Origin of the sequence: Exiguobacterium sp. s133, from assembly GCF_018618595.1 — a bacterium.
Classification (GTDB): Bacteria; Bacillota; Bacilli; order Exiguobacteriales; family Exiguobacteriaceae; genus Exiguobacterium_A; species Exiguobacterium_A oxidotolerans.
In genome coordinates, this window is the sequence record NZ_JACSMK010000005.1 from 55,060 (window position 1) to 68,203 (window position 13,144).

Annotated in this window: 12 protein-coding genes; 8 read left to right on the plus strand and 4 right to left on the minus strand. The window is 46.9% G+C overall.

All coding sequences use genetic code 11. From position 1 onward, the window contains the following. Positions 1-107: 107 nt before the first annotated feature. From pflB to abc-f, 3 genes are all read left to right on the plus strand, one after another. On the plus strand, positions 108-2,357 hold the full coding sequence (gene pflB, locus KNP96_RS08665) for a formate C-acetyltransferase (protein ID WP_285800501.1): 2,250 nt from the start codon (positions 108-110) through the stop codon (positions 2,355-2,357). A 24-nt stretch (positions 2,358-2,381) separates the two neighbouring features. Beyond that, on the plus strand, positions 2,382-3,101 hold the full coding sequence (gene pflA, locus KNP96_RS08670; protein ID WP_214770022.1) for a pyruvate formate-lyase-activating protein: 720 nt from the start codon (positions 2,382-2,384) through the stop codon (positions 3,099-3,101). 272 nt (positions 3,102-3,373) lie between these two features. Then, positions 3,374-5,050, plus strand: coding sequence for a ribosomal protection-like ABC-F family protein (gene abc-f / locus KNP96_RS08675; protein WP_214770025.1), 1,677 nt, complete (start codon positions 3,374-3,376; stop codon positions 5,048-5,050). Between the two features lie 172 nt (positions 5,051-5,222). On the opposite strand, the gene rsgA is transcribed toward abc-f, so the two are convergent. Next, positions 5,223-6,272, minus strand: a complete 1,050-nt coding sequence (gene rsgA, locus KNP96_RS08680; RefSeq protein ID WP_214770028.1) for a ribosome small subunit-dependent GTPase A — start codon at positions 6,270-6,272, stop codon at positions 5,223-5,225. 270 nt (positions 6,273-6,542) lie between these two features. On the opposite strand from rsgA, the gene KNP96_RS08685 reads away from it, so the two are divergent. The 5 genes from KNP96_RS08685 to KNP96_RS08705 are packed head-to-tail and all read left to right on the plus strand — an operon-like array spanning position 6,543 to position 9,993. Further along, entirely contained in the window at positions 6,543-6,923 is a 381-nt protein-coding gene (locus KNP96_RS08685; RefSeq protein WP_029332726.1) for a lmo0954 family membrane protein, read from the plus strand. A gap of 30 nt (positions 6,924-6,953) precedes the next feature. Beyond that, positions 6,954-7,568, plus strand: coding sequence for a hypothetical protein (locus tag KNP96_RS08690; protein ID WP_214770031.1), 615 nt, complete (start codon positions 6,954-6,956; stop codon positions 7,566-7,568). Between the two features lie 57 nt (positions 7,569-7,625). Beyond that, positions 7,626-8,345, plus strand: a complete 720-nt coding sequence (gene liaF / locus KNP96_RS08695) for a cell wall-active antibiotics response protein LiaF (protein WP_029332724.1) — start codon at positions 7,626-7,628, stop codon at positions 8,343-8,345. Beyond that, positions 8,342-9,367 (plus strand): sensor histidine kinase, encoded by a 1,026-nt coding sequence (locus KNP96_RS08700; RefSeq protein WP_034801180.1) that lies wholly within the window; start codon positions 8,342-8,344, stop codon positions 9,365-9,367. Before liaF ends, KNP96_RS08700 begins: the two co-directional genes overlap by 4 nt. Continuing rightward, positions 9,364-9,993 carry a response regulator gene (locus KNP96_RS08705; protein WP_029332722.1) on the plus strand — a complete coding sequence of 210 codons (630 nt, stop codon included), beginning with the start codon at positions 9,364-9,366 and terminating at the stop codon, positions 9,991-9,993. The genes KNP96_RS08700 and KNP96_RS08705 overlap by 4 nt, the downstream gene beginning before the upstream one ends. 498 nt (positions 9,994-10,491) lie before the next feature. Here KNP96_RS08705 and KNP96_RS08710 read toward each other — a convergent pair whose 3' ends face one another. From KNP96_RS08710 to KNP96_RS08720, 3 genes are read right to left on the minus strand one after another with little or no spacing between them, the layout of a single operon-like run. Further along, positions 10,492-12,183, minus strand: coding sequence for a b(o/a)3-type cytochrome-c oxidase subunit 1 (locus KNP96_RS08710; protein ID WP_088836390.1), 1,692 nt, complete (start codon positions 12,181-12,183; stop codon positions 10,492-10,494). Next, entirely contained in the window at positions 12,184-12,654 is a 471-nt protein-coding gene (locus KNP96_RS08715; protein WP_088836389.1) for a cytochrome c oxidase subunit II, read from the minus strand. Between the two features lie 12 nt (positions 12,655-12,666). After that, positions 12,667-12,780 carry a cytochrome C oxidase subunit II gene (locus KNP96_RS08720; protein WP_152638917.1) on the minus strand — a complete coding sequence of 38 codons (114 nt, stop codon included), beginning with the start codon at positions 12,778-12,780 and terminating at the stop codon, positions 12,667-12,669. Positions 12,781-13,144 lie beyond the last annotated feature (364 nt).

The window sequence follows — 13,144 nt, forward strand, 5'->3', positions numbered from 1 at the left end:
AAAAGATTCACATATACGTAAAACCTCTATCCCGAATTGTTTGTTACACTATTCACATAAGAGATGTATTAAGAACCGCTGACCTTACTAATGAAGGAGTGTTGATGATGTTACTTGAAAAAACACAAGCATGGCAACGATTCGAAGGTGGAGAATGGATGGAAAAGATTGATGTCGCTGATTTCATCCGGCGCAATCGCTCAGAATACACAGGAGACGATCAGTTCCTCGCCGGTCCGACCGATGCAACCAACACGTTATGGCAACAAATCATGCAGTTAACAGAAGAAGAACGAATTCGTGGTGGTGTCTATGCCGTTGATGCTGCAACTCCATCTTCAATTCTTTCGCACGGTCCAGGTTACCTCAATCCTGAACTCGAAAAAATCGTTGGTCTACAGACCGATGAACCATTCAAACGTTCGATTCATCCGAACGGTGGTATCCGAATGGTCAATGATGCCTTAGAAGCGTATGGTTTTAAATCAGATGACACTGTTACACAGATTTTTAGCGAGTACCGTAAAACGCATAATCAAGGGGTTTTCGATGCGTATACGCCCGAAATGCGTGCTGCCCGTAAAGCCGGTATCATCACTGGACTTCCTGATGCGTACGGTCGCGGACGGATCATCGGTGATTACCGTCGCGTCGCCCTTTATGGAACAGCTCACCTCATTGCTGCAAGAAAAGCGGATTTGAAAGCACACGGTGGATTTTTATCAGAAGCGATGATTCGTGATCGCGAGGAGATGAACGAACAACTCCGCGCCCTTCATGAACTGACAGAACTCGGTAAACGTTACACATGTGACTTATCACGACCAGCTGAAACGGCCCAAGAAGCATTCCAGTGGGTCTATCTTGCTTATCTCGCAGCAATCAAAGAACAAAACGGAGCAGCGATGTCGCTCGGTCGCGTTTCGACCTTCCTTGATATTTATATCGAACGTGACTTGCAAACGGGTCGGTTGACAGAAGAGAGCGCGCAAGAACTTGTCGACCACTTTGTGATGAAACTTCGCATCGTCAAGTTTCTTCGGACACCCGATTACAACGAACTCTTTTCCGGTGACCCGACGTGGGTAACAGAATCAATCGGCGGCATGAGTGAAGACGGTCGCTCGAACGTCACAAAAAGTTCGTTCCGCTTCTTGCAGACACTCGTCAACCTCGGTCCGGCACCTGAACCGAACTTAACCGTTTTATGGTCACCAAAACTTCCACGTGGTTTCAAAGAATTTTGTGCGAAGATGTCCATCCTGTCTAGTTCGATCCAATATGAAAATGATGACTTGATGCTTCCGATTTATGGTGATGATTACGGGATTGCTTGTTGTGTCTCAGCAATGAAAATCGGTAAACAAATGCAATTCTTCGGCGCCCGGGCGAACTTAGCAAAAGCCTTACTCTACACGTTGAACGGTGGCGTCGACGAAAAACTCAAAATTCAAGTCGCCCCTCCTTCCGACTTGATTTTAGATGACGTGCTCGATTATGAAACCGTCATGGCCGCCTATGATAAACAATTGGATTGGTTAGCTGAGCTCTATGTCAATACACTGAATGTCATTCACTTCATGCATGATAAATATAGTTATGAGCGCATTGAAATGGCACTCCACGATCCTGAAATTTTACGGACGATGGCTTGTGGGATTGCCGGATTATCCGTTGTCGCCGATAGTCTGTCAGCGATTCGTTATGCTAAAGTCACACCAATCCGAGATACGGATGGCATTACAGTCGACTTTAAAATCGAAGGCGATTTCCCGAAATTCGGAAATAACGATGATCGTGTCGATCAAATGGCCGTCGATCTCGTCGAACTCTTTATGGAAAAAATCCGGAAACATCCAACGTATCGTGATGCTTTACCAACCCAATCTGTTCTGACGATCACGTCAAACGTCGTGTACGGTAAAAAAACCGGGAATACACCCGATGGTCGTCGCGCTGGCGAACCGTTCGCACCGGGAGCAAATCCAATGCACGGACGTGACACACGTGGTGCAGTCGCTGCGTTGACTTCTGTCGGCAAATTACCTTATGAGCATGCCTTAGATGGTATTTCCTACACGTTCTCAATCGTTCCGAAAGCACTCGGAAAAGATGAAACAACACGTATCAACAATACAGTCGGTCTACTTGACGGCTATATGGGCGGTACGACTACCCGTGGTCATCACTTAAACGTCAACGTGTTCGATCGCGCCACTTTACTCGATGCAATGGAGCATCCTGAACTTTATCCACAGTTAACGATTCGTGTATCGGGTTATGCCGTCAACTTCATTAAGTTGACACGCGAACAACAAATCGATGTCATCAACCGTACATTCCACGGTGCACTTTAACTTTTCTGAAAGGACTTGATCACTATGACTTACGGGACGGTTCACTCTGTCGAATCTTGTGGGACTGTCGATGGTCCCGGTATTCGTTTCATCGTCTTTACGCAAGGCTGCCCACTACGCTGCCAATATTGCCACAATGCGGACACCTGGGAATTCGGTTGTGGCCGAAAAGTAACACCTAAAGAAATCATCAAAGAAGCGAACAGCTATCGTTCCTTCTTTGACGCAACGGGTGGAGGGGTGACCTTCTCCGGTGGCGAACCGTTGGCTCAACCCGAGTTTTTAGAAGCCTCGCTGCGTGAAGCAAAACGAAACGGCTTGCATACCGTCATCGATACAGCAGGTTCGGTCGTCCCGAAAAACCTGGATCAAATCCTGGAATATACAGATCTCGTCTTACTCGATATCAAGCACATCGATGATGCGACGTGCCGGATTTTGACCGGGCGAAGTAACGTCAATACACTAACCTTCGCAAAATTGCTCGCAGAACGAAACATTCCCGTCTGGATTCGCCATGTCCTTGTCCCCGGCGTGACGATGACGGAAACGTTTTTACGCCAAACAGGTGAATTCATTCGAACACTCGGAAATGTCGAACGGGTTGAAGTCCTCCCCTACCACCAATTAGGTGTCTATAAATGGGAGGCACTCGGGCTCGAATATGCGCTAAAAGATGTCTTACCGCCTACCGCGGAGGAAACGTTTGCCGCGCAAGATTTACTCAACTCGTACTTGTCATGATTGATGTGACTTGATAGACTGAACACATAGTCTATGAAACGGAGGTACAATACCGAAATGAAGCAATCACTCGCTAACGTCTAATGATGAATGAACTCATCACTTTCGCAATCGCTTGCGGATGACTGACGCTACGAGTCTGCTCAATTTCGGTATATCCCTATTTCAGGTGGATACCTTCTTTGAATTGCACTCCCGCACACCATCCGTACGCTCAGGATGGTGTGTTTTCATTTCATCTCAACCGAAATGAAACAAAGGGAGCTGAGCTTATGCCAACTGAAGTATTATCCATCCATGATTTACAAATCGATTTTGCCGGGCAGTGTCTTTTCCACGATGTCACGTTCTCCATCCGCGACGGCGAACACGTCGCCTTGGTCGGACCGAACGGCGTTGGAAAAACGACGCTCTTGCGCGCCATCCTAAAAGAAATCATCCCGACGACCGGAACAATCCATCGCACGTATGACCGGATCGGGCTCTTAGCCCAACAAATCGAACCCTCGACAAGTGTAGCAATTCAAATCGTCGAACAGGCGGATGTAACCCGTTACGACTTACGTGAACGTGCCTTAACCACTGAAGCCGTGGCCGACTACCAGGCTGCCGTTGACGCAGATGCCTTCACGCTCGAAGCCGATGCGAGACGTGTCCTGAAAGAAGTTCAACTCGAGCAATCTCTTTGGTTTCAGCCTTTGAACACACTGAGCGGCGGCGAACAGACCCGGATTCAACTTGCATGTCTACTGTTGAAGAAACCGGACTTCATCCTGCTTGATGAACCGACCAACCATTTAGATGAAGACACACTCGAGTGGCTCGTCGTGTGGACGCGTCAAACGAAGACGACGATGCTCTATGTTTCACATGAGCGTGCCTTTATCGATGCGACGGCTGACGCCGTCATTGAATTGACTGAAGCAGGAGCGGCACGTTACGAAGGAAACTATGAGATTTACCGTACGTTAAAGGAACAAGAACGGACTGCACAGTGGCATCAATATGAGAAGCAAGAACGAACACGAAAAGAACTCACCCGGATGATTGGTCAATATCAAAATTGGCATCAAAAAGCGACGGCTAGTGCAAGTGAACGAGATCCGTACGCGAAAAAAAAGGCTGCAAAACATGCGACAAAAGTCAAAGCAAAAGAAAATCAGCTCGAACGCCTACTGGAACACCGGGTCAAAAAACCGGAAACGCCGTCCCACGTCCATGTCAGATTCGAAGGAGAACATTTTTTAGCGAAACGTCTCGTTTCAGTCGATGCTCTCTCATTCGACTATCCGCATCGCCGGCTCTTTCAGGATGTGTCGTTCTCCATCCAGCGTGGCGATCGAATCGCGTTGATTGGTCGAAACGGTTCTGGGAAAACGACGTTATTACGTCTTTTACTTGGAGAATTGGTGCCATCTGCCGGTATCATCAAACGGCACCCGACTTTAAAAGTCGGTTACTTTTCTCAAGTTCTATCCACCTTACCGAATACCGGCACACTACTTGATGCCTTGCTTGAGACGAGCGAGATTTCGGAAACAGATGCCCGGACACTACTCGCGTGCTTTTTATTTCGGCGGGAGACCGTCTATAAACCAATCGCTGAAGCGAGTATGGGCGAGAAATGCAGGATCGCCTTTTTACGTCTCTATTTTTCCGGCGCGCATTTACTCATCCTCGACGAACCGACGAATTATCTTGATCTTGCGACACGGGAACAAATCGAAGCGGCACTCGAAGTTTTTCCCGGTGAGTTGCTGTTTGTTTCCCATGACCGTTATTTTACCGATCGTTTATCAAACCGAACGATTTCCTTGACCGGTGACTTCACAGTCCATCCTGTCAGAACAAAGGCTTTACGGGAACAACGTGCTTCTGATTCGGATGGAATCCGGGCTGACTTACGGCGTTTGAATGAACTGACCGGTGAAATCGACTTTGATGTGTAATTGACGGAAGTCACATCACGAACTGATTTTTAGCACGATGATAAAAGCATGCTAACTTAAAAAGAAATACGGTACTTTTCCATGCGCCTCCCACATGCGTATCTAATTACCGCGAACGAAAAAAACGCTGATGATTCCCTGTAAAGAAGGGGAACATCGGCGTTTCGTTTACTTATCTTTTTTGATACTTTAATTTTGTATGTGCCTGCGCGTTTTTCTGAATCTTCTTCCACTTTTCTTTTTCGGCAGCTTGTAGCGCTACACTTTGCTTCCGTTCAGCATAGGCAATTTCCCGTTGCAGCTTCAGATAACTTTCCCAGCGTTCGTGCGGAAGACTTCCATCTTCCAATACTTGGCGGACTCGACACCCGGGTTCATTGCCATGTTGGCAATCCCGGAAACGACAGTTTTCAGCGAGCGACTCGACATCAGAAAAAGTCGAAGTCAGACCGTCACTTCCGTCCCATAGTCCCAGTTCACGCATACCCGGTGTGTCGACGAGCAACAGACCGTTCGCTAATCGTTTGAGTTCACGGTGCGTCGTCGTATGCCGTCCGCGTTGATCGTCTTCTCGCACGCCACCTGTTTCCATCAACTGTTCCTCTGCTAACACATTAACGAGTGTCGATTTCCCGACACCGGATGAACCGACGAGGACAATCGTCTCACGTGGTTCGAGAACATCTCGAAGACTTTCCAACCCGTCACCGGTCAACGAATCAATCGCAACATAAGGTGTCCCGAAGGCAATTCCTTCAATCTCAGCCAACTCGGACTCGACGGATTCCATCAGACTTCGTTTCGTCAAAACAATGATCGGCTTGACGCCAGCTTCCCAGGCGACCGTTAAATAACGTTCCAGCCGCCGGACATTAAAATCGTGACCGAATGCCATGACGAGCAAAGCTACGTCAACATTCGCACAAATGATTTGTTCTTCGACTTCCGTACCCGCTGCTTTTCTTGAGAATTGTGAGGTCCGCGGAAGAACTTGCTCAATCCGTCCTAATCCCGCTTCTCGCTCTGTCTGGATGATCCAATCCCCTACTGCGGGAAGATCTGCTTTCGTCAATGCCTCAAAGCGCATCTTTCCAGATAATTCACTAAGCGTCTCGCCAGCAGCCGTCATGACACGATACTGTTTTTGAAAGACTGCAGTGATCCGTCCTAAATTTTCATGTTCTCCTGCCTCATGTGCAGGTGGTTTACCCCATTCGTTCAAATGGTTTCCTCCTCTAATTTAAGGGAGGGAAACCCCTCCCTGTTCTCCAGTACGTGTTTGATTTACGTTGATTTGCACATTCATAAACCTCACTCCTCTCCAGTAACTTCCTTTGTATTTTATCATATGTAGCCACTTCAAAAACCGTTGGGCGATAAAGTCAGACCTTACTACTCCGCCTCAAGGCCGAGACGAATACGGTCCGAGGGGCGTCGTCGTTTTTTTCACCATCCCTTATCATAAAGGTATCAAGTAAAAGGAGGCTTCATCATGAAGCAATCAAAAGGCAAACAGGCTTTGATGATACTTGCTGGTATCGCTCTTCTCGCAGTCGTCATCGGGACACTCCCACATATGATTGGACTCGGGCTCGGTGGACTGCTTGCATTTTACGCCATCAGTAAGTTTATCCGTTCAACAAAAGTCATCGCAAAAATCGGTTTTGGTTTACTCGCAGCAGTCGGAATCGGCTTAGCCCTTTCAAACATTTGGGCGGTATTCGGTATCGCGGCAGCACTTGCCCTCTACATCGGTTACATGCGGATGAAGATGGAACGTGTGAACCCAAACGATTTATTTTCTCGCCGTCGTCGGTCAAACGCGTCTCATTTTGAGGCAGATTGGAAAGACCTCGATCAAAAACGCTTTTAATCGCTACTTATACTCAAGGAGGAATTCACAATGAAGAACGTATTCGACCAACTCAATGATTTTGCTAACCAAATGATGACGGAAGTCAAAAAGGCAGCCGAGCAAGGTGAAGTCCCGGCTAAAAAATTAGTCCGTCATATCCGGATTACCGAATCTGATTTAAAAGAAATCGACCGGCTACTCGAACGTCAACGGTCACTCCTAAGCGAACTCACACAAAAACAAGATGAAGCAAAAGAACTAGCTGATAAGCGGTTTGCCCAAGTCGAAATTGCTAAACAAGCTGAAGAGCAGGAACTTGCAGAACGCGCCGCTATCGAATCCAAACATTACGGTGAACAGTTCCGTTTCTTCGAAGAGTTGATTGTTGAAACGAAACGGGAATTGACGCAACTTGAACGGGAAGCACTCGAGTTGAAACTTAAACTCGAAGACTTGCAAAATAAACGCTATGAGTGGATGATGCGGGAAAACGTTTCTAATTTAAAATCAAAGATGAACCAGGTGCTAGAACGCGAACCAAATGCTACTATTAAACAAGAAGAACATCCGTTTACGGTAGCAGAACCGGATGTCGCAGAACAAACACCAGAAGACGACATCGATTCACGTATTGCGGAACTCGAACGTCGCTTCCAAAAATAAGTATTTTGACGAAGGAGGCCCTTGCCTCCCTTTGTCATGTCAGGGAGGAGATTGATCGTGCGACGATTAAGTACAAAACAATTAGTCGGCTACGTGTCGATCCTATTCGCGCTCGGATTATTTTATGATTTGATGACTGGAGCCGGAAACGTCTTATTTGGAATCTTATTCCCGTTCTTGTTGTATTATGTCGGGATTCATTTTCGGCGTCGCGGTCATGAAAAACTGGCCATCCTGTTTTATATCGTCGGTACGATTATCTTAGCTGGAGTCGTCTTGAGCTCGGCAGCTGTCGGATTCGTCATCGCCGGAATTTTGCTATATCTCGGAATTATCCTTGTCACCCGACACTCCGTCCGCGAATTTTTCTTTTCGAAGATTTCACCACGTCTTTATGAAGAAGAAGGCATTACGATCCAACCTGCTTACTCGTTTTCGACGCAGTCTGAAACACCTTACGTGTTAAAAGACTTGAGTGAACAGTTCATCGTCAAAGATTTAGAAATCGATTTAACGCATGCCTATGTCCCAGAAGGTGAAACACTCATCGTCATCAGTGGTGTCGTCGGAGATGTGCGTATTTTATTACCTTCAGGATATGACTATACGCTTGATACGTCGATTGGTTTTGGAAGCGTCAAAACAGATGTCCGCCGGATCCCGACATTTTTTAACCGTCGCATTCAGTTCCGGGCACCACAATATGAAGAAGCGACTCGAAAAGTCCGCATTCACGTCATGCTTGGCATCGGTAACGTGGAGGTGACCTCGATATGAAACGTGATCACTTCCCGCTCGGTGTCATCGCGCTCCAAGTATTGACCGGATTTCTGACAGCCGTCGTGACGACTGGTTTGTTTTTAAGTACACGCCAAGTCGATTGGCATGTACTTTTCGTCCGTCAACAAGATTTACCTGTCTTATTGCTTGTCGTCGGATTATCCCTGTTACTTCCGCTCGCAATCGGCAGCATCCACTACTTCTTTTTACGTCGTGACTTCAAACGTGTCACAACTGCCATCATCGAACTCGAGCAAGGAAAAGAAGTCACGATTGTCAACGGACCTTACTTCCACACACTGACCCGCCTCTCACGAATTGGGAAACGAATCGATGAACAGGTCGAGACGGTTCAAAAAATCAGTACACGTCCGCAACACGTCGAACAAGTTCGTGTCCAAGCCATCACGGAAGAACGGAAACGGCTCGCACGTGATCTCCATGACTCCGTCTCCCAACAACTTTATGCCATTTCGATGATGACGACGGCTGCCAAACAAACGATTTTGACGCAACCGGAAACGGCAGCGAAACAAATTGACTTAGTCGAGACGATGGCACAGACGGCGCAATCAGAAATGCGTTCTTTATTGCTCCAACTACGTCCCGTTGAACTCGAAGGGATGACGTTGCAACAAGGACTAACCCAACTGCTCGAAGAACTATCACGAAAACAATCGACGCAATTGAGCTGGAAACTCGAACCGATTGAATTACCGCGTCCGATTGAAAATGAATTATTCCGCATCGTTCAAGAAGGCTTAACGAATGCTTTACGCCACGCGAAAGCATCGCACATGAATATCGAATTGCGTCAATTCAATGAGACGATCATCTTGAGTATGAATGACGACGGTGTCGGCTTTATCGTCGACGAGAAAAAACTCGCCTCGTACGGGATCAACTCGATGCGCGAACGTACGGCTGAAATCGGTGGGACGATTCGCCTCGTCAGTGTGCCCGGTCAAGGAACGCAGATTGAAGTCAAACTTAGAAAAGAACGGATGGTGCAAGTATGATACGCGTATTATTAGTCGATGACCATGAAATGGTTCGCGCTGGAGTCTCTGCCTTTTTATCGACCCAACCTGATATTGAAGTGGTCGCAGAAGCTGCTGACGGACAAATCGGAGCGAAACTTGCTCTTGAACATCGCCCTGATGTGATTTTGATGGACTTAGTCATGGAGCCGGTCGATGGTGTCGAAGGAACACGTCTGATTCGCGCCGAGTGGCCGGAAGCTAAAATTTTAGTCGTCACAAGTTTCTTAGATGATGAGAAAGTTTATCCCGTCATTGAAGCCGGTGCGATGAGTTACGTCCTAAAAACGGCAAGCGCGTTTGATATTGCGGAAGCAATTCGCAAGACAGCGAGCGGACAATCTGTCATGGCAGCTCAAGTGACAGGTAAGATGATGGAACGCCTGCGCAAACCTGCTAGTCAACTCCACGACGATTTAACGGAGCGTGAACAAGAAGTCTTACAGTTGATGGCGCGCGGTATGGCCAATCAAGAGATTGCAGACGAACTGTTCATCTCCCTAAAAACAGTCAAAACGCATGTTTCCAACATTTTATCAAAGCTCGATGTCGTCGATCGGACGCAAGCCGTCGTCTATGCCTTTAAGCACCACATCGTGAAGTAATCTTTTACTTAGTTTTTGCACTCGTCTACGCATCCATTCATTAAAAAAAGGGTCAGCTTATCAAAGCTGGCCCTTCAGACTGTAAACAACGTGCGATTGGGAGATTAAGCGTCGTGTTTCGTTGCTTTCCTCGGGCGAGGCGCAAGCCGTTGCTCCTTGGATCCTAGCGGACAACGAGCAGGGTCTTGCCTGCCTCTGAAAGTGCGTTAAAAACGCACTTTTTCCCGCAGGAGTCAATGAAAAGTGACGCTTTTCAAGTAATACCGTGAAGGAAATCCAGGCGTGGAGACGGTTTAGAGCGCGATCCGTCTCAAATCGCTTTTAAAGCGAAAAGCAATCGGTCGCGACCCTGCAGCTTTGCTGTAGCGGCGTGACCGGTTGCCGCTTTGAAGACGAGGCGAGACAGGAAAGCACGAACGGATTGCTTCTCAATATAGCATTTTCACCCTTCAGCGTGTATAAAAAGTGCTAGTAAGCTATCAGCACTTTTCGATAGGGCTACCAGAGTTTCCAACCTGGAGCTCCAGGAGGCGCATTATCAATCATGTGCCAAATCGGTACTGTGTAAGCAAACGCAATCAAAGCAAACGTCACGAAAATCCAAAGTTTCCAGTTCTCAAAGAAGAGTGGTGTCTTCATCGCTGCTTCCTCTGTTTCCGCGACAGGAAATTCAGTACTTCCTTTCGGTGTCCGGAAGGCCAGTTGGAACATCGCAAACAAGAATAAGAGGATTGAAATAAAGAGGATCGTACCACCGATTGCCATCGCAACGTGATAGGGAATCCAATCTGCGACGAGCGAATCTTTGAAATATGCCGCAGGACCCGTCCGTCTCGGATTGCCAAGCAAGCCTGAAATATGCATCGCAGTCGACATAAAGAGCATACCAATCGTCCACGTCGCCGTCTGGATGAGACCAATTGTATTAATCCGTTTTGTTAAGGTCCGTCCTCGTAATAATGGAACAAGCCAATAGGCCGTTCCAAAGAACGTCAACGCGACTGCAGCCCCGACTGTGATATGGAAGTGACCTGTCACCCATAAAGTGTTATGCACGACGATATTCAATTGGTGAGAAGCATTGACGACACCACCGGCTCCAGCCGGGATGAAGAACAACATGCCGACGAACGGTGCAAGAAAGCGGACATCCCGGTACGGCATTTTCTTGATCCACCCAAATAGTCCGGTCGCACCTTGACGACGACCTGCTAGTTCAAATGTCGCAAACATCGAGAATGCTGTCATCAATGAAGGAATGATGACAAGGAACGTCAAGACGACTTGGATGTACTTCCAAAATGCTGAAATACCGGGTTCGAGCAACTGATGGTGAAAACCAACAGGGAACGAGAACAATAAGAACAGTAAAAATGACATTCGTGCTAAAGCATCTGAAAAAATCTTACCCCCAACAATCTTTGGAATGACCGTGTACCATACGATATAGGCTGGCAATAACCAAAAATAGACGAGCGGATGACCAAAATACCAAAATAATGTCCGGGATAATTCGATCCCGACCTTATCCGTCCAACCGAGTGATAACGGCAAGAGTTGAAAGAGAATCGTCGCTGCGACACCTAGCGTGGCGATGACCCACAACAAAGCCGTCATAATGCTCATATAGGCTTGAAGTGGTGGATGGACATCCTTATGTTCTCGTTTGTAATCCGCGTACATCCGGAACATTGCGGCAGAAGAAACCCATGTTCCAACAACGAAAATCACGAGTCCGATATAAAAAACAGGGTGTGCCTTCAGCGGCGCATAAAATGTGTAGAGAACGGATGCTTCACCTGCTAACACCATCCATGTGACAAGGAGGACACCGACAATCATCAACCAGAATCCAACCCAGCCCAAGCGTCTCGGAAACTCTTCAAAACGCCCGAACGACTGTCCTAAAAATGAAAATAAAAGTCCAAATATGAATAATGTCGTAAAGACAATCGCAAGCATTAGTCCGTGAGCCGTCAGCAATTCATAATAACCGACTCCAGCAATTTCTGGAATGACTCCAGTACGGACGAGTGTCTGTAGTAGACCACATAGTCCACCGATCAGTAACGCCACAAGTGAAAAACTGACGTAGGCAAATCCGAGTTTTGCTTCTTTTAATCCAATCTCTCCTGCGGGGATTCCCCGCTCCATCTCAAACTCCATTAATTTTTTCGAAATCGCATTCATTTATTCCACCACCTTAATCTTAGTCGACATCATGTGATGCGCCGATCCACAATATTCATTACAGACAATTAAATATTCACCAGCTTCTTTAAATGTGTACTCGATTGAATTGATATGTCCGGGAACGACCATCATATTGACGTTCGTCTTGACGATTTCAAATCCATGGACGACATCTTTCGACGTCACCAGAAAATCGACGGTCGCGCCTTTTTTGATAATCATGTCTTGCGGTGTGAACTGGAAAGCTTGTGAGACCATGACGGCCTCATATTTATTGTCGTCAATTTTTTTTAGACCCGGTTTATCAAATGGCTTCGTCTGATCGACTTGCGTCGGGTCAATCAATGTTGCATCCGACGGTGGTTGATTATCAGAAGCGAATGCTGATACGCCAATGATGATTAAAAAGACTGCCAACATGATACAACCGAATACTAACCATATTTTTTCTAAACGATGAATATGCACCCTGATTCCCCCTTATCTTGAAGTGAATAATAAAAAGATTGATCCCCACATTCCGATGATGACTCCGGCAACGATAAATACAGCGATAAACGTTCCCTTCAGTTCTGTATCTGATTTCTGACGCATGATCAGTAGCTCCCTTCCGTCGTTGAATCGGTGACTTAACCTACCTTTATTTTAGAAAAAGACACCCTTCGTAATATGTGATAAACGTCACACCAATTGTGACGATTTCGCGCTTTTCTTTTATAAAACACACATAAAGTTCACAACTTGTTACGTACTGAACATATTTTGAACTGCTACTGTTATGCGACACAAAAAAGGACCGCATTCAAAAAGAATGTGATCCTACAGCGTGTAGACAAACTATTATGAAGAGTGAACATACTATAACGAGAGGCAATCCGTTCGCGCGTCCCTGTCTCGCATCGTCTTCAAAGCGGCAACCTTCCGCGCCGCTACAGCAAAGCTGCAGGGTCGCGACCGA

What these genes read in the sequence shown, in the direction of transcription:
- KNP96_RS08685 (WP_029332726.1), top strand. Translation starts at nt 6,543, where the DNA reads ATGAAGCAATCAAAAGGCAAACAGGCTTTGATGATACTTGCTGGTATC.
- KNP96_RS08720 (WP_152638917.1), bottom strand. Translation starts at nt 12,780, where the DNA reads ATGCGTCAGAAATCAGATACAGAACTGAAGGGAACGTTTATCGCTGTA.
- KNP96_RS08705 (WP_029332722.1), top strand. Translation starts at nt 9,364, where the DNA reads ATGATACGCGTATTATTAGTCGATGACCATGAAATGGTTCGCGCTGGA.
- KNP96_RS08700 (WP_034801180.1), top strand. Translation starts at nt 8,342, where the DNA reads ATGAAACGTGATCACTTCCCGCTCGGTGTCATCGCGCTCCAAGTATTG.
- KNP96_RS08690 (WP_214770031.1), top strand. Translation starts at nt 6,954, where the DNA reads ATGAAGAACGTATTCGACCAACTCAATGATTTTGCTAACCAAATGATG.
- pflB (WP_285800501.1), top strand. Translation starts at nt 108, where the DNA reads ATGTTACTTGAAAAAACACAAGCATGGCAACGATTCGAAGGTGGAGAA.
- pflA (WP_214770022.1), top strand. Translation starts at nt 2,382, where the DNA reads ATGACTTACGGGACGGTTCACTCTGTCGAATCTTGTGGGACTGTCGAT.
- abc-f (WP_214770025.1), top strand. Translation starts at nt 3,374, where the DNA reads ATGCCAACTGAAGTATTATCCATCCATGATTTACAAATCGATTTTGCC.
- KNP96_RS08710 (WP_088836390.1), bottom strand. Translation starts at nt 12,183, where the DNA reads ATGAATGCGATTTCGAAAAAATTAATGGAGTTTGAGATGGAGCGGGGA.